At 60.1% G+C, this 16,952-nt stretch carries 17 protein-coding genes; 14 read left to right on the top strand and 3 right to left on the bottom strand.

The features are described 5' to 3' along the window. The first annotated feature begins 61 nt into the window (after nt 1-61). From ELQ88_RS32630 to ELQ88_RS32640, 3 genes are read left to right on the top strand one after another with little or no spacing between them, the layout of a single operon-like run. Nucleotides 62-316, top strand: a complete 255-nt coding sequence (locus ELQ88_RS32630; RefSeq protein WP_138969358.1) for a type II toxin-antitoxin system RelE/ParE family toxin — start codon at nt 62-64, stop codon at nt 314-316. Next, nucleotides 300-623, top strand: a complete 324-nt coding sequence (locus ELQ88_RS32635; protein WP_138969359.1) for a helix-turn-helix transcriptional regulator — start codon at nt 300-302, stop codon at nt 621-623. The genes ELQ88_RS32630 and ELQ88_RS32635 overlap by 17 nt, the downstream gene beginning before the upstream one ends. A gap of 32 nt (nt 624-655) precedes the next feature. Beyond that, on the top strand, nt 656-1,072 hold the full coding sequence (locus ELQ88_RS32640) for a DUF3010 family protein (RefSeq protein WP_138969360.1): 417 nt from the start codon (nt 656-658) through the stop codon (nt 1,070-1,072). 111 nt (nt 1,073-1,183) lie between these two features. On the opposite strand, the gene ELQ88_RS32645 is transcribed toward ELQ88_RS32640, so the two are convergent. After that, entirely contained in the window at nt 1,184-2,131 is a 948-nt protein-coding gene (locus ELQ88_RS32645) for a GlxA family transcriptional regulator (RefSeq protein WP_128874057.1), read from the bottom strand. Between the two features lie 206 nt (nt 2,132-2,337). Here ELQ88_RS32645 and choX point away from each other — a divergent pair, with 206 nt between their 5' ends. The 6 genes from choX (at nt 2,338) to ELQ88_RS32680 (ending at nt 7,819) form a co-directional block, all read left to right on the top strand. Then, the gene (gene choX / locus ELQ88_RS32650) at nt 2,338-3,282 is read left to right on the top strand and encodes a choline ABC transporter substrate-binding protein (RefSeq protein WP_128874058.1); all 945 of its coding nucleotides are present in this window, start codon (nt 2,338-2,340) and stop codon (nt 3,280-3,282) included. Nucleotides 3,283-3,356: 74 nt separating this feature from the next. Beyond that, nucleotides 3,357-4,244, top strand: coding sequence for a 3-keto-5-aminohexanoate cleavage protein (locus tag ELQ88_RS32655; protein ID WP_128874059.1), 888 nt, complete (start codon nt 3,357-3,359; stop codon nt 4,242-4,244). Between the two features lie 139 nt (nt 4,245-4,383). After that, the gene (locus ELQ88_RS32660; protein WP_128874060.1) at nt 4,384-5,349 is read left to right on the top strand and encodes an L-carnitine dehydrogenase; all 966 of its coding nucleotides are present in this window, start codon (nt 4,384-4,386) and stop codon (nt 5,347-5,349) included. A gap of 153 nt (nt 5,350-5,502) precedes the next feature. Next, nucleotides 5,503-5,979 carry a thioesterase family protein gene (locus ELQ88_RS32665; RefSeq protein ID WP_128874061.1) on the top strand — a complete coding sequence of 159 codons (477 nt, stop codon included), beginning with the start codon at nt 5,503-5,505 and terminating at the stop codon, nt 5,977-5,979. A gap of 25 nt (nt 5,980-6,004) precedes the next feature. Then, nucleotides 6,005-7,168, top strand: coding sequence for a gamma-butyrobetaine dioxygenase (locus ELQ88_RS32670; protein WP_138969361.1), 1,164 nt, complete (start codon nt 6,005-6,007; stop codon nt 7,166-7,168). A gap of 387 nt (nt 7,169-7,555) precedes the next feature. Further along, nucleotides 7,556-7,819, top strand: a complete 264-nt coding sequence (locus tag ELQ88_RS32680; RefSeq protein WP_138969362.1) for a hypothetical protein — start codon at nt 7,556-7,558, stop codon at nt 7,817-7,819. A 105-nt stretch (nt 7,820-7,924) separates the two neighbouring features. Here the strand turns inward: ELQ88_RS32680 and ELQ88_RS32685 are convergent, their stop codons facing one another. Then, nucleotides 7,925-9,028, bottom strand: a complete 1,104-nt coding sequence (locus tag ELQ88_RS32685; protein ID WP_046029844.1) for a GlxA family transcriptional regulator — start codon at nt 9,026-9,028, stop codon at nt 7,925-7,927. A gap of 541 nt (nt 9,029-9,569) precedes the next feature. After that, on the bottom strand, nt 9,570-10,946 hold the full coding sequence (locus ELQ88_RS32690; protein ID WP_128874065.1) for an L-serine ammonia-lyase: 1,377 nt from the start codon (nt 10,944-10,946) through the stop codon (nt 9,570-9,572). 435 nt (nt 10,947-11,381) lie between these two features. On the opposite strand from ELQ88_RS32690, the gene ELQ88_RS32695 reads away from it, so the two are divergent. The 5 genes from ELQ88_RS32695 (at nt 11,382) to betB (ending at nt 16,789) form a co-directional block, all read left to right on the top strand. Continuing rightward, the gene (locus ELQ88_RS32695; RefSeq protein ID WP_128874066.1) at nt 11,382-12,332 is read left to right on the top strand and encodes a choline ABC transporter substrate-binding protein; all 951 of its coding nucleotides are present in this window, start codon (nt 11,382-11,384) and stop codon (nt 12,330-12,332) included. A 76-nt stretch (nt 12,333-12,408) separates the two neighbouring features. Beyond that, entirely contained in the window at nt 12,409-13,254 is an 846-nt protein-coding gene (choW, locus tag ELQ88_RS32700; RefSeq protein WP_138969363.1) for a choline ABC transporter permease subunit, read from the top strand. After that, nucleotides 13,251-14,429: a choline ABC transporter ATP-binding protein gene (gene choV / locus ELQ88_RS32705; protein WP_138969364.1), complete on the top strand. Its 1,179-nt coding sequence runs from the start codon at nt 13,251-13,253 to the stop codon at nt 14,427-14,429. Before choW ends, choV begins: the two co-directional genes overlap by 4 nt. A gap of 183 nt (nt 14,430-14,612) precedes the next feature. Then, a complete protein-coding gene (gene betI, locus ELQ88_RS32710) occupies nt 14,613-15,206 on the top strand; it encodes a transcriptional regulator BetI (RefSeq protein WP_128874068.1) in 594 nt (197 codons plus the stop codon). A 110-nt stretch (nt 15,207-15,316) separates the two neighbouring features. Further along, nucleotides 15,317-16,789, top strand: a complete 1,473-nt coding sequence (gene betB / locus ELQ88_RS32715; protein WP_128874069.1) for a betaine-aldehyde dehydrogenase — start codon at nt 15,317-15,319, stop codon at nt 16,787-16,789. Nucleotides 16,790-16,952: the final 163 nt, after the last annotated feature.

Below are 16,952 nucleotides of genomic sequence, written 5' to 3' on the forward strand. Positions count from 1 at the left end.
TTGGACGCTGTCGAAATATAAGCAAAGATTGGCAAATCTTATAAAAGACTTATATTCTCCTATGAACAGCATCCACTGGACGCGAAAGGCCGTTAAGCAACTGTTGAAATTGCACTCCGCTCATCAGATCCAGGTACGTGATGCCGTCACGGTGCTGGCTGGCATGCCTGATGTAGGCAAAGTCAAAGCACTGGTTGGTCATGACTGCTCCTATCGTCTGCGTGTGGGCAATTATCGGGTTATGTTCGACTGGGACGGCGCAATTAAAGTGATCAGTATTCAAGAGGTCAAAAAACGCGATGAACGCACCTGCTGACGTTCAAATCATCAACGACGCAGAGGGAAACCCTGCGTTCGTGGTCATCCCCTACGCCCAGTATGTGGCGCAAAAGATCGAGCCCGATCTGATTCCCCACGAGGTGGTCAGTCGCATCGTCGACGGTGCAACGCCTATTCGCGCCTGGCGCGAACACCTCAGCCTTACACAGGACGAAGTGGCCAAGCGCATGGGCATTTCCCAGCCGGCCTTCGCCCAGCAAGAAACCGTCGCCAAGCCTCGCAGGGCGACCCGTGAGAAAATTGCCGCGGCGTTTGGCATCACCGCCAACCAGTTAGAGCTGTAACCTGCACGCCAGCATCGGAAAAAGGGATTGAAATGATTATCTGCGGCATCGAAATCAAAGGCAGCGAAGCGATTATCGCGTTGGCCTCCCTCGACGGTCTGGCGCTGAGCCATGTCGCCCTGGCCACCAAGAAAATCGCCTTGGAGGATGACGACGAGGCGGCAAACGTCAAAGTGTTTGCGGCTCAAGTGGCGTCGTTTGTGCGCGAGAACTCCATCGATCGGATCGCGATCAAGAAACGCAGCAAGAAAGGCGAATTTGCCGGAGGGCCGACCACGTTCAAGATCGAAGGGGTTTTCCAGTTGCTGGAAAATTGCGAGGTGACGCTGCTGTCGCCGCAGACCATCAATGCGCAGAACAAAAAGTTCGATTTCGAGCTGCCGGCGACGTTGAACAAGTATCAGCATGAGGCGTACAAGGCGGCGTGTTCGGCGTTGATGAAAAAGTAATGACACACATCCTGTAGGAGCTGGCTTGCCAGCGAAGAGGCCATCACATTCAACATCAATGTTGACTGTTACGCCGCCTTCGCCGGCAAGCCGGCTCCTACAGGAACGGCGTTATGCTTTCTGGGTTTGTCGCCGGTCTTCCCGCGGGCACCGCGCAAACCGCGCCCGATAACTGCGGGTGAAATACGACGGCGACTCAAACCCGCACGCGATACTCACCTCCAGCACGCTCATGTCGGTCTGACGCAACAACTGCCGGGCCTTTTCCAGCCGCAAGCGCAGGTAGAAGTTGCTCGGCGTGTCGTTCAAATGCAGGCGAAACAACCGCTCCAGCTGCCGGCGCGTCACCTTGATCGATTCTGCCAGTTCCAGCGTGCTCAACGGCGGCTCACTGTGCTGCTCCATCTCCCCAATCACCTGCACCAGTTTCTTGTTCCTGATGCCATAACGCGTGGCGACTTCCATGCGCTGGTGGTCTTTGCGCGGGCGGATGCGGCCGAGCACGAATTGTTCGCTGACCTGGATCGCCAGTTCCGGGCCGTGGGCCTGACCGATGAGGTCGAGCATCAGGTCGATGGACGCGGTGCCGCCCGCTGAAGTGATACGCCGCCGGTCGATCTCGAACAGCTCCTGGGTAACGCTGAGCTGCGGGTAGGACTCCTTGAACGCGTCGATGGCTTCCCAGTGCAAGGTCAGGCGATGGCCGTCGAGCAGGCCGGCCTCGGCGAGGACGAAGCTGCCGGTGTCGATGGCGCCGAGGGTCACGCCTTCGTTGTCCAGGCGGCGCAACCAGTGCTCCAGGGCCGGGGTGGCGAATTTCAGCGGTTCGAAACCGGCGACCACCAATAGGGTTGCACCTTTTTTCAGCGGTTCCAGCGCGGCGTCGGCGTTGACCGACATGCCGTTGCTGGCCAATACCGCGCCACCGTCGGCGCTCAGCACATGCCAGCGATACAGCTCGCCGCGAAAGCGATTGGCGACCCGCAGCGGCTCGATGGCCGAGATGAAGCCGATGGCCGAGAAACCCGGCATCAACAAAAAGTAGAAATCCTGGGACATGGAGCGCACTCGACTGGCAGGTAACGAGAGGCGGAAGCGTGTCGACGTTGATACGCCAGTTGCACGCGGCATTCAAGGGCACAGGTCGCTGCAGTGCAAGAGCTGGTCGCCGTAGTGCGCTTCCACGGGGTCTATGCTGCGTAACTTGTCATTACCGGCGCACGAAGATGCCGGAACCCACAATAACGTCTGCCGAGGAACCCGACATGAAACGACTGATCAGCAGCTGTGTTCTTGCACTCAGCGGTACCGCCTTATTGAGCGCCGGTGTCATGGCGGCCGAACCTGCATCGTGCCAGAACGTGCGCATGGGCGTCGTGAACTGGACCGACGTGATCGCCACCAGCGCCATGACCCAGGTGCTGCTCGACGGCCTCGGCTACAACACCAAACAAACCAGCGCATCCCAGCAAATCATCTTCGCCGGGATCCGCGACCAGCGCCTGGACCTGTTCCTGGGCTACTGGAACCCGTTGATGACGCAGACCATCACGCCTTTCGTCCAGGCCAATCAAGTCAAGGTGCTGGAAGCGCCCAGCCTGAAAGATGCCCGCGCCACCCTCGCCGTTCCGACTTATCTCGCCGACAAGGGCCTGAAAACCTTTGCCGACATCGCCAAGTTCCAGAAAGAGCTGGGCGGCAAGATCTACGGCATCGAGCCTGGCTCGGGCGCCAACACCCAGATCAAGGCGATGATCGCCAAGAATCAGTTTGGCCTCGGCAAGTTCCAGCTGGTCGAGTCCAGTGAGGCCGGCATGCTCGCCGCGGTGGATCGCGCCGTGCGGCGCAAGGAAGCGGTGGTGTTCTTCGGTTGGGCGCCACACCCGATGAACGTCAACGTGCAGATGACTTACCTCACCGGCAGCGAAGACGCCCTGGGCCCGAACGAAGGCATGGCCACGGTCTGGACCGTCACCTCGCCGACATACGCCGAGCAGTGCCCGAACATTGGTCGTTTGCTGAGCAACCTGACCTACACCGCCGAAGACGAGAGCCGGATGATGCAGCCGTTGCTGGAGCACAAGGACGCCTTCGAGTCGGCCAAACAATGGTTGAAGGATCACCCGCAAGACAAACAACGCTGGCTCGAAGGCGTGACTACCTTCGATGGCAAACCGGCGGCTGACAACCTGAAATTGACCACCAAATAAACCCGATTGAACCACCGATTCGCAGCCCGACCGGGCTGCGGACGGAATCATCACGCCTGCAAGGAACCCCCCTCATGAACCACGACGTCATCATCACCTGCGCACTCACCGGTGCTGGCGACACGACCGCCAGAAGCCCACACGTGCCGGTCACCCCGAAACAAATCGCCGCGTCCGCCGTGGAAGCCGCCAAGGCCGGTGCCACCGTGGTTCACTGCCACGTTCGCGACCCGCAAACCGGCAAATTCAGCCGCGACGTGGCGCTGTACCGCGAAGTGATGGAGCGCATCCGCGAGGCGGACGTCGACATCATCGTCAACCTCACCGCCGGCATGGGCGGCGATCTGGAAATCGGCGCCGGCGAAAACCCGATGGAGTTCGGCCCCAATACCGACCTGGTCGGCCCGTTGACCCGTCTGGCCCACGTCGAAGCATTGCTGCCGGAAATCTGCACCCTCGATTGCGGCACCCTGAACTTCGGCGACGGCGACACCATCTACGTGTCCACCCCGGCCCAGCTGCGCGCTGGCGCCAAACGCATTCAAGAGCTGGGCGTGAAGGCCGAGCTGGAAATCTTCGACACCGGCCACCTGTGGTTCGCCAAGCAGATGATCAAGGAAGGCCTGCTGGATAACCCATTGTTTCAGCTGTGCCTGGGCATCCCGTGGGGCGCCCCGGCGGACACCACCACCATGAAAGCCATGGTCGACAACCTGCCGGCAGACGCCGTCTGGGCCGGGTTCGGCATCGGCCGCATGCAAATGCCGATGGCCGCACAAGCGGTGCTGCTGGGCGGCAACGTGCGGGTCGGCCTGGAGGACAACCTGTGGCTGGACAAAGGCGTACTGGCGACCAACGGCCAACTGGTCGAACGTGCCACGGAAATCCTCAGTCGCCTCGGTGCCCGGGTGCTGACGCCGGCTGAAGGCCGGGCAAAAATGGGCCTGACCCAGCGCGGCTAAACCCACACATAACCCCTGTAGGAGCTGGCTTGCCAGCGAAGAGGCCGGTACATCCGCCACATCTTCTGTGACAGAAACACCGCCTTCGCCGGCAAGCCGGCTCCTACAGGGGATCACCAGATCTTTTCAGGACGTCGCCATGACCTTTATCACCGAAATCAAAACCTTCGCCGCCCTCGGCAGCGGTGTCATCGGCAGCGGCTGGGTCTCCCGCGCCCTCGCCCACGGCCTCGACGTGGTGGCCTGGGACCCGGCGCCCGGCGCCGAGGCGGCCCTGCGCAAACGCGTCGCCAATGCCTGGGGCGCGCTGGAAAAACAAGGCCTGGCCCCCGGCGCATCACAGGATCGCTTGCGCTTTGTCGCCACCATTGAAGAGTGCGTGCGCGACGCGGATTTCATTCAGGAAAGCGCGCCGGAACGTCTGGACCTGAAACTGGAACTGCACAGCAAAATCAGCGCGGCGGCCAAGCCAAATGCCCTGATCGGTTCCAGCACCTCCGGCCTGCTGCCGAGTGAATTCTACGAGAGCTCGACCCACCCGGAACGCTGCGTGGTCGGGCACCCGTTCAACCCGGTTTATCTGTTGCCGTTGGTGGAAGTGGTGGGTGGCAAAAACACTGCCCCTGAAGCCGTGCAGGCCGCCATGAAAGTTTACCAATCCTTGGGGATGCGCCCGCTGCATGTGCGCAAGGAAGTACCGGGCTTTATCGCCGACCGCCTGCTCGAAGCGCTGTGGCGTGAAGCCCTGCACCTGGTCAACGATGGCGTGGCGACCACCGGTGAAATCGACGATGCGATTCGTTTTGGCGCCGGTCTGCGCTGGTCGTTCATGGGTACGTTCCTGACTTATACCCTGGCCGGAGGCGACGCGGGCATGCGCCACTTCATGGCGCAGTTCGGCCCGGCATTGCAGTTGCCGTGGACTTATTTGCCGGCGCCGGAACTGACAGACAAGTTGATCGATGATGTGGTGGATGGCACCAGTGATCAGCTGGGCACGCACAGCATTTCGGCGTTGGAGCGCTATCGTGATGATTGCCTGCTGGCGGTGCTGGAAGCGGTGAAGACTACTAAAGAGAAGCATGGGATGGCGTTCGCCGAATAATTATCCAGCAGGACCGGCCCCTTCGCGGGCAAGCCCGCTCCCACAGGGATTTGCTGTGTGGCATAGATTGTATCCACACCTCAAATCAACTGTGGGAGCGGGCTTGCCCGCGAAAGCGGCAGTCCAGTCACCACACTTCTTGGATTACTCATCATGCCCACCCTCACCACCTACCAAACCGCAATCATCCCCGACTGGGTCGACTACAACGGCCACCTGCGCGACGCCTTCTACCTGCTGATCTTCAGCTACGCCACCGATGCCTTGATGGATCGTCTGGGCATGGACAGCAACAACCGCGAAGCCAGCGGCAACTCGCTGTTCACCCTCGAATTGCACCTCAACTATCTGCACGAAGTGAAGCTCGATGCCGAAGTCGAAGTGCACACGCAGATCATCGGCCACGACAGCAAACGCCTGCACCTCTACCACAGCCTGCACCTGGTGGGCGATGACAAGGAACTGGCGGGCAATGAGCAAATGCTGCTGCACGTCGACCTCGCCGGGCCGCGATCCGCGCCCTTCAGTGCAGAGACCTTGAGCAAACTGCAAGCCATCGTCGCCGAGCAGGCCGACTTGCCCGCCCCCGCCTGCGTTGGCCGCGTGATCGCACTGCCCCCGGCAAAATAACCACCCCCGAACAAGGAGATCGCCCTTGAACACTGCCGCCGCTTTTGCCGACTTCCGTACCTATCCGTTGATCAGCGCGCTGGCTGGCGTGCAGACCCTGGCGGATCGTGTCCTGGTGAAATGGGCCGACGACCGAGTCAGCCCCTTTCATCACCCATGGCTGCGGGACAACTGCCCGTGCCCGCTCTGCGTGTACACGGTGACTCGCGAGCAGGTGCTGGAAATCGTCGATGTCGAAGAAGACCTGATGCCTGCGGAGACGAGCGTCGATGCTGAAGGTTGCCTTTGTGTCGCATGGCAGGACGGCCACCGCAGTCGCTTCGATCCGGGCTGGCTGCGCGCCCACGCCTATGACGATGAGTCCCGCACCGAGCGCCGTGCGGGAAAACCGCAAGCCAGGCTTTGGAACAGCGATTTGCAGTTGCCGGTGTTCGACTACCAGGCATTGATGAACGACAACGACGCCTTGTTGCAGTGGCTGCTGGCGGTGCGCGACATCGGCCTGACCCAGGTCCGTGGCGTGCCCACCGAGCCCGGCTCGCTGAAACTGATCGCCCAGCGGATTTCCTTCATCCGCGAGAGCAATTTCGGTGTGCTGTTCAACGTGCAATCCAAGGCCGATGCCGACAGCAATGCCTACACCGCCTTCAACCTGCCGCTGCACAGCGACCTGCCGACCCGGGAGCTGCAACCGGGGCTGCAATTTCTGCATTGCCTGGTGAATGACGCCGATGGCGGCGAGAATATTTTTGTCGACGGTTTTGCCATCGCCGAAGCGTTGCGCGAGGAAGACCCCGAAGCGTTCCAGGCCTTGTGTGAAATTCCCGTGGAGTTTCGCAACAAGGATCGTCATAGCGACTACCGCCGTCTCGCGCCGATCATCGCTTTGGATGCTGTTGGACAGGTGTCGGAGATCCGCATGGCGAACTTCCTGCGCGGCCCGTTCGATGCGTCGGTGGAACAGATGCCCAAGCTGTATCGCGCTTATCGGCGCTTTATTGCCATGACCCGCGAGCCTCGATTCCGGTTGATGCAAAGGCTCAATCCCGGGGAGCTGTGGTGTTTCGACAACCGCCGTACTCTCCATGCGCGCAATGCTTTCGACCCGGCCACTGGCGCTCGGCATTTCCAGGGTTGCTATGTTGACCGGGATGAATTGTTGTCGCGGATCCTCGTTTTACAGCGTTAGACCGCGTCATCGTTCTTCGCGGGCAAGCCACGCTCCCACAGGGGATTTGTGAACGAAGCAGATCCAATGTGTGTGTGTGTGGGCTTGCTCGCGAAGGCGTCAGCCCAGACGCTACCTGCCTCCCCGATTCACAGGCAAAAAAAACCCCGATCAAGCCGTGACAGGATCGAGGCAGAGGTGGGTACTGTTGAGGAGCCGTTGCGCGAGGGTGACCAAACCTTCGTGAAGCCAGCTGAGCCCAGTGTGCCCTCTGCGCTCTTTGGAAAGTTAGCCGAAAACGACATGTTCATAGCCAATGCGGTCATTGCGACAAATTGCCCTTGCCGCCACCTCGAGCCCCAACCAGAATCGAGCCAAGACCACGTTCCCTGAAGAAGGATTTGCGTCATGATGCACGCTGATTTGATTGACCAGGAAGACCTGTTGGGCCAACTAAAGTCGTTGGGTTTTCAAGTACCGAGCGGCTCCACCGCCGAGCAGGCTTGCGAGTGTGCGGTGCGAGGCTTGAACGATGAGCGGGCGATAGTGCTGCGGACCATGGTCAAGCAGATGTACACCAGCAGCGCGACCATCCTGCCGGCCGTGCGTCAGGCTATCGACAAGCAATTGCTGCCGGCATTGGCGGCGTATCAACAGAGCCGTAGCGCCTGACAGAACGCCTTCGCAAGCAAGCCCGCTCCCACATTGACCGAGTTCTCTTAGGGGAATGCGGTCAACTGTGGGAGCGGGCTTGCTCGCGAATGCAGGCGCCTCGGTTTAGAGCCTTACGCTGGCGAAAGTCGACTCGTTACGCGCCTGACTCAACGCCGACAGCGGCCCGGACAACGGCGACAGCACCAGTGCCTGCGGCAGCGGCATCATCGCCACTTGCTGCGTGGTGTTGGAACCGACGCGTTCGTCACGCGGCGGAATACCGAAGTATTCGCGATAGCACTTGGAGAAGTGCGGCGTAGACACAAAGCCGCACACCGACGCCACTTCGATGATCGACATCGGCGTTTGCTTGAGCAACTGCCGAGCGCGGATCAGGCGCAGTTTCAGGTAGTAACGCGACGGCGAGCAGTGCAGATACTTCTGGAACAGCCGCTCCAGCTGACGACGCGACACGGCGACATACACCGCCAGTTCATCGAGGTCGATCGGCTCCTCCAGGTTGGCCTCCATCAGCGCGACGATTTCCTGCAGCTTCGGCTGGTTGGTGCCGAGCATGTGCTTGAGCGGCACACGCTGATGATCCTGCTCGTTGCGGATGCGCTCGTAGACAAACATTTCCGAGATCGCGGCCGACAGTTCACGCCCGTGATCGCGGCTGATCAGGTGCAGCATCATGTCCAGCGGTGCGGTGCCGCCGGAACTGGTGAAACGGTTACGGTCGAGGGTGAACAGACGAGTACTCATGGCCACACGCGGGAAGGCTTCCTGCATCGAGGCCAGGCATTCCCAGTGCACGCTGCAGTCGAAGCCGTCCAGCAGACCGGCGCACGCCAGAGCCCAGCTGCCGGTGCACACCGCGCCGAGACGGCGCGACTGACGCGCCTGGCTTTGCAGCCACGACACGTGTTCGCGGGTAACAGTGCGTTGAATGCCGATGCCGCCGCAGACAATGATGGTGTCCAGGGCGGGCGCTTTGTGCATGGAGCAATCGGGGGTGATCTGCAGACCATCACTGGCCCAGACCTGACCGCCGTCGACGGTGATCGTGGTCCAGCGATACAGCTCGCGACCGGACAATTGGTTGGCCATGCGCAGCGGTTCCACTGCGGAGGCCAGAGAAATAAGCGTGAAATTGTCCAGCAGCAGAAAGCCGATGGATTGAGGCGCACGGTTCTGGGGTTGAGCCCCGGAGTTGAACGTCGTCATCGCAGAATCTCCTCACACAAAGCGGGTGATGGCCTCAGGCGGAGGCTCTTGTTATTGCCATCGTTCTCGCGTGGGAGACGGGCTTTGTAATGACAGAGCAATTGCCATGCCTAAAATTGAATGCGCGTTCAATAACTCCTGAAAACGACGTCGCGATGTGTCTGTATAAGCCGCGCTGCGAGTAGGGGCTATAAGTGCCATTATTGGCGGCAGGCGCTCTGCCCCGTCAGGCGTGAGCAAATCGGTAGCACTTGTGGGAACAGGGCTACAGCGACTTGATGAAGAGTGTCACCACAAGCACAGGTGACAGGCGGTAATGGCCAACCTGGATCCGTGATCCAGCTGAAGGCGCTTATCTGTAAGCGACGCGCCAAAACGTGGCGCGTTTTCATTTCGGTGTTCACTTTGCGCGCAGTTTTGACTGGTCCGACGCTATCTGTAGGAGCCGGCTTGCTGGCGAACCGGGCGGCGCGGTGTATCAGATACACCGCCTTCACCTGTAGGAGCTGGCTTGCCAGCTCCTACAGGGGGTCGCGGCGTGTCAGCACTCGACGGCGCTAACCGCCAACCCACCCCGCGATGTCTCTTTATATTTGTCATGCATATCAGCCCCGGTATCCCGCATGGTACGGATCACCCGGTCCAGCGAGATAAAGTGCTGACCGTCGCCCCGCAGCGCCATCTGCGCCGCGTTGATCGCCTTCACCGCCGCAATCGCATTGCGCTCGATGCACGGCACCTGCACCAGCCCGCCCACCGGGTCGCAAGTCAGCCCGAGGTTGTGCTCCAGGCCGATTTCCGCCGCGTTGCACAGTTGCTCCGGGGTGGCACCGAGGATCTCGGCCAGTCCAGCCGCCGCCATGGCGCAAGCCGATCCGACCTCGCCCTGGCAGCCGACTTCCGCACCGGAAATCGAAGCGTTCTTTTTGCACAGAATCCCCACCGCCGCCGCACTGAGGAAATAGTCGACCACGTTGGCGTCAGTCACCGCTTCGCTGAACTTCATAAAGTAATGCAGGACCGCCGGAATGATCCCCGCCGCGCCATTGGTCGGTGCCGTGACCATGCGCCCGCCCGCGGCGTTTTCTTCATTGACCGCCAGGGCGAACAGGTTGACCCATTCCATGGCGCTCAGCGTCGAGCCAATCACGTTCGGCTTGTTCAACTCCTGCAGGCTACGGTGCAGCCTGGCGGCGCGTCGACGTACATTCAGGCCGCCGGGCAGGATGCCTTCGTGCTTGAGGCCCTGTTCGACACAATCTTGCATCGCGCGCCAGAGCGTCATCAGGCCGGCGCGGATTTCTTCTTCGCTGCGCCAGACCTTCTCGTTGGCCATCATCAATTCGGCCACACGCAGGTTGTGTTGTTTGCAGAGACTGAGCAGCTCGACGGCGCTGGAGAAATCGTACGGCAACACCGTGCGATCCAGGTCCACCACACCGCTGCTGGCTTGTGCCTCATCGACGACAAAGCCGCCACCGATGGAGTAGTAGGTGTCGCGATGCAGCTCACCGTCATCGCCCTCGGCAACCAGGGTCATGGCGTTGGGGTGGAATGGCAGGTTTTCGTCGATCAGGCGCATGTCCCGGGCCCAGATGAACGACACCGGCAAACGCCCATCAAGCAACAGCGTGTCGGTTTCGCGCAGGGTGGCGATGCGCAGGCCGATCTGCGACGGATCGATCGCGTCCGGCCACTCGCCCATCAGCCCCATGATCACCGCGTTATCGCTGCCGTGACCGATGCCGGTGGCCGACAGCGACCCATACAGCTGAACCTCGACGCGCCGCACTTGCTCCACAAGCCCCTGCTCACGCAAACCTTGCACGAACAACGCAGCGGCACGCATGGGCCCCACGGTGTGCGAACTGGAAGGGCCAATACCGATTTTGAACAGGTCGAAAACGCTGATAGCCATTACTGCCGAACTCCTGGATGTGCCAACTCCAGACGCAAAAGCGCCTGGTGACGGAGCTGCTACGCTCAAGCTGCAATCCGCCGGTATGGCTGCATCATCAGGCTTTTGCCGGGTCATTCGACGTCTGACACCGACGTACTCTTGTCCACAAACGCCGCGTGCGTTTTACGCTGTGTTTTCGCCGTTTTTTTGCAGTTCAGAACAGCAAACAGGGCTGAAAAAAGCTGTAAGCGACGTCACCGACACTGGATGCGACCCTCCCTGTACTGGTTACGACGCACCCTGTAGGCGTCAGATTTTCACTGGTACATGATCGTATCGACTCGATTGCAAGGCGCCGTGGTAGAGATGTCTCCAAAACGCCATCCAACCGCAACCTATAAGTGCGGTGGTCCAGTCGGAACACTGCCAAAAAAAACACCAAGGAGTCCATTCATGAAAGGTTCCCCGCCGTTGTTGTTGGCCGCCATGCTGAGTCTGCCGATTCTGGCGCAAGCCGCCGAACCGGCTCAGTGCAAAACCGTAAACTTCTCCGATGTCGGCTGGACCGACATTACCGTGACTACCGCCACCACCAGCGTCGTGCTCGATGCCCTGGGCTACAAGACCAAGACCACGATGATTTCCGTGCCGGTGACCTACAAATCCCTGGCCGATGGCAAGAACATGGACGTCTTCCTGGGTAACTGGATGCCGACCATGGAAAACGACATCAAGGCTTACCGCGATGCCGGCACTGTGGACACCCTGCGCGCCAACCTCGAAAACGCAAAATACACACTCGCCGTCCCCGAAGAGTTGTATAACAAGGGTCTGAAAGATTTCGCCGACATCGCCAAGTTCAAGAAAGAACTCGACGGCAAGATCTACGGCATCGAACCGGGCAACGACGGCAACCGCCTGATTCAGAGCATGATCGACAAGAACGCCTTCGGCTTGAAAGACGCCGGCTTCAAGGTGGTCGAATCCAGCGAGGCAGGCATGCTCTCGCAAGTCGATCGCGCCCAGCGCCGCAACACCGCCGTGGTGTTCCTGGGCTGGGAACCGCACCCGATGAACACGCGTTTCAAGATGAAGTACCTGACCGGCGGCGACGACTTTTTCGGCCCGAACTTCGGTCAGGCGACCATCTTCACCAACACCCGCAAGGGTTACGCCCAGGAATGCAGCAACGTGGGTCAGTTGCTGAAAAACCTGGTGTTCACCCTCGACATGGAAAGCACGCTGATGGGCAACGTCCTGGACGACAAAATGAAGCCTGACGCGGCCGCCAAGGCCTGGCTGAAAAAGAATCCACAGGTGCTCGATACCTGGCTCGCTGGCGTGACCACCATTGACGGTAAACCAGGCCTGGAGGCCGTGAAAACCAAGCTCGCGCAGCCTTGAATCAGGAAGCATCGCTTACGCCGGGCGAGCCAGCTCGCCCGGGCTGTTTATTCCTTGCATGCGGACGTTCACTACCATGCTGATTGATCAGAAAATACCTTTAGGCCAGTACATCGCAGGCTTCGTTGAATGGTTGACGCAACACGGCGCCAACACCTTCGACGCAATCGCCGTGTCACTGGAAACGATGATCCACGGTGTGACTTTTGCGCTGACCTGGTTCAACCCGCTGGCATTGATCGGCCTCATCGCGCTACTGGCACACTTCATTCAACGCAAGTGGGGCCTGACCGTTTTTGTCATCGCCTCCTTCCTGCTGATCCTCAACCTGGGGTACTGGCAGGAAACCATGGAAACCCTTGCCCAGGTGCTCTTCGCGACCCTGGTCTGCGTGGTGATCGGCGTGCCGCTGGGCATCGTCGCCGCGCACAAACCGATGTTCTATACACTGATGCGGCCGGTACTCGATCTGATGCAGACCGTGCCGACCTTCGTCTACCTCATTCCTACCCTGACACTCTTCGGTCTGGGTGTGGTCCCGGGCCTGATCTCTACGGTGGTGTTCGCGATTGCCGCACCTATCCGCCTGACTTACCTGGGTATTCGCGATGTCCCGGAAGAATTGATGGACGCTGGCAAGGCCTTTGGCTGCTCGCGACGTCAGCTGCTCTCGCGAATCGAACTGCCCCACGCCATGCCAAGCATCGCGGCCGGTATCACCCAGTGCATCATGCTGTCGTTGTCGATGGTGGTGATCGCGGCACTGGTGGGCGCCGATGGCCTGGGCAAACCCGTGGTCAACGCACTGAACACTGCTGATATCGCCCTGGGCTTCGAAGCCGGCCTGGCGATCGTACTGCTGGCGATCATGCTCGACCGTATCTGCAAACAACCCGAAGCCAAAGTAGGGGGTGACGCATGAGCATTATTCGCTTCGAAGACGTCGACGTAATCTTCACCAAGGATCCACGCGAGGCACTCAAGCTGCTGGATCAAGGCATGACCCGTAACGAGATCCTGAAAAAGACCGGGCAGATTGTTGGCGTCGAAAAGGCCAGCCTGGATGTCGAAAAAGGTGAAATCTGCGTACTGATGGGCCTGTCCGGCTCCGGCAAGTCCAGCTTGCTGCGTTGCATCAACGGCCTCAACACCGTCAGCCGCGGCAAGTTGTTCGTCGAGCACGAAGGCAAGCAGATCGACATCGCTTCCTGCACCCCGGCGGAACTGAAAATGATGCGCACCAAGCGCATTGCGATGGTGTTCCAGAAGTTCGCCCTGATGCCTTGGCTGACCGTTCGCGAGAACATCAGCTTCGGTCTGGAAATGCAGGGTCGTCCGGAGAAAGAGCGGAAAAAACTGGTCGATGAAAAACTTGAGCTGGTGGGCCTGACCCAATGGCGCAACAAGAAACCCAACGAGCTGTCCGGCGGTATGCAACAACGCGTGGGCCTGGCCCGTGCGCTGGCGATGGACGCCGACATTCTGCTGATGGACGAACCGTTTTCGGCCCTCGACCCGCTGATCCGCCAAGGCCTGCAAGACGAACTGCTGGAGCTGCAAAGCAAGCTGAACAAAACCATCGTATTCGTGAGTCACGACCTCGATGAAGCCCTGAAGCTCGGTAGCCGTATCGCAATCATGAAAGACGGCCGGATCGTCCAGTACAGCAAGCCGGAAGAGATCGTGTTGAACCCGGCGGACGACTACGTCCGGACCTTCGTCGCCCACACCAACCCGCTGAACGTGCTGTGCGGGCGCAGCCTGATGCGCACCCTGGACAACTGCAAACGCATCAACGGTTCGGTGTGCCTCGATCCGGGCGGCGATTCGTGGCTGGACCTGGCCGAAGGCAACACCATTAAAGGCGCACGCCAGAACGGTGCCAGCCTGGACCTGCAGAACTGGATTCCAGGGCAAGCGGTTGAAGGGTTGGGGCGTCGGCCGACATTGGTGGACTCCAACATCGGCATGCGCGATGCGCTGCAGATTCGTTACCAGACCGGCAACAAGCTGGTGCTGCACGATAACAACAAGGTGGTGGGGATCCTGGGCGACAGCGAGCTGTACCACGCACTGCTCGGCAAGAACCTGGGGTAAGGGCCACACACCCAAAAACGCCGCGAAAGGATCGCGGCGTTTTTGTTTTAGCGCCATCTTGAAAGCGACGACTTGTCGTCGGACTTATTTTTTGTTGATTGAACGTTCAATCAAAACAAAATAGACTGGTCGTCAATTCGAGACCTTTTATGTCCGCCGGTAACGCCTAAGGAGTTGTGCAAGATGCCCAAGGTCGGTATGCAACCCATCCGCCGTCAGCAGTTGATCGAAGCCACGCTGCAGGCGGTGGACCAGGTCGGAATGGGGGACGCCAGCATTGCGCTGATCGCCCGTTTGGCCGGTGTCTCGAATGGCATCATCAGTCACTACTTTAAGGACAAGAACGGCCTGATCGCCGCCACGGCGCAGTACCTGATGAGTGTCCTCAGCGTGAACGTCACCGCGCGCCGTCAGGCGCTGGAGGACAGCAGCCCGCGGGCCCACCTCCAGGTAATTATCGAAGGCAACTTCGACGCCAGCCAGGTCAATGGCCCGGCAATGAAAACCTGGCTGGCCTTCTGGGCCACCAGCATGCACCACCCGTCACTGCACAGGTTGCAGCGGATCAACGATCACCGCCTGTATTCCAACCTGTGCTGCCAGTTCCGCCGTGTATTGCCGCTCGATGATGCGCGCAGTGCAGCTCGAGGCCTGGCAGCCCTCATTGACGGTTTGTGGTTGCGCGGCGCCCTGTCGGGAGATGCATTCGACACCGAGCAGGCGCACCGCATCGCTTACGAATACATGGATTTCCAATTGGCCAAGCAGGTGAGCTAGCGCACACATAACCGCTCAGCCCCTGAACCGCCACTGACCAGCGCCGCCAACGTCATACGGCACGCCCCAGTGGTTAACGCCAACCAAACTTATGCACTTGCGAGGACTATATGGCCCGTTTCGAACTGCAAAAACTCTATATCGATGGCGGCTACAGTGACGCCAGCAGCGACGCCACCTTCGAAGCCATCAACCCGGCTAACGGTGAAGTCCTCGCAACCGTACAACGTGCGACCAAGGACGACGTCGAGCGCGCGGTGGTCAGCGCCGAAAAGGGCCAGAAAATCTGGGCCGCGATGACCGCCATGGAGCGTTCGCGCATCCTGCGTCGCGCCGTGGACATCCTGCGCGAGCGCAACGATGAACTGGCTGCCCTGGAAACCCTGGACACCGGCAAGTCGTTCTCCGAAACCAAGTACGTCGACATCGTCACCGGCGCCGACGTGCTGGAGTACTACGCAGGCCTGGTGCCGGCCATCGAAGGCGAGCAGATCCCGCTGCGCACCACGTCTTTCGTCTACACCCGTCGCGAGCCGCTGGGCGTCGTGGCCGGTATCGGCGCATGGAACTACCCGATCCAGATCGCCCTGTGGAAGTCCGCGCCAGCCCTGGCGGCCGGTAACGCGATGATCTTCAAGCCAAGCGAAGTCACGTCCCTGACCACGCTGAAACTGGCGGAAATCTACACCGAAGCTGGCGTTCCGGCGGGCGTGTTCAACGTCCTGACCGGCAGCGGCCGTGAAGTCGGCACCTGGCTGACCGAGCATCCGCGCATCGAAAAAATCTCCTTCACCGGCGGCACCGACACCGGCAAGAAGGTCATGGCCAGCGCTTCCGGCTCGTCCTTGAAAGACGTGACCATGGAACTGGGCGGCAAATCCCCGCTGATCATCTTCGACGACGCCGACCTCGATCGCGCCGCCGACACCGCGATGATGGCCAACTTCTACAGCTCCGGCCAGGTCTGCACCAACGGCACTCGCGTGTTCGTGCCAAGCCACCTGAAAGCCGCGTTCGAAGCCAAGATCGTTGAGCGCGTCGCGCGCATCCGCATCGGCAACCCGGAAGACGAGAACACCAACTTCGGCCCGCTGGTCAGCTTTGCCCATATGGAAAGCGTGTTGGGTTACATCGCCAAGGGCAAGGAAGAAGGCGCTCGCCTGCTGTGCGGCGGCACTCGCCTGACCGAAGGCGAATTCGCCAAGGGCGCGTTCGTCGCCCCGACCGTGTTCAGCGACTGCACCGACGAGATGACTATCGTGCGCGAAGAAATCTTCGGCCCGGTGATGAGCATCCTGACGTACGAGACCGAAGATGAAGTGATCCGTCGTGCCAACGACACCGACTTCGGCCTGGCGGCTGGCGTCATCACCAAGGACCTGAACCGCGCTCACCGCGTGATTCATCAACTGGAAGCCGGTATCTGCTGGATCAACGCCTGGGGCGAGTCCGACGCGAAGATGCCGGTCGGCGGCTACAAGCAGTCGGGCGTGGGCCGTGAGAACGGCATCAGTTCGCTGAACAACTTCACACGCATCAAATCGGTACAGGTCGAACTGGGCGATTACGCCTCGGTGTTCTAAGGCGATATTTGTTTCGCCTGCGAGGCCGCCTTCGCGGGCAAGCCTCGCTCCTACAGGTTTGGCGTCGTTCGCCAAATCATCGGCTACCCCGATCCTGTAGAAGCCGGCTTGCCGGCGATCGAGTGCGAAGCACTCGCCATGGCCCGACCTGACCAACTTCAAA

This window comes from Pseudomonas sp. MPC6, assembly GCF_006094435.1.
Lineage (GTDB): Bacteria > Pseudomonadota > Gammaproteobacteria > Pseudomonadales > Pseudomonadaceae > Aquipseudomonas.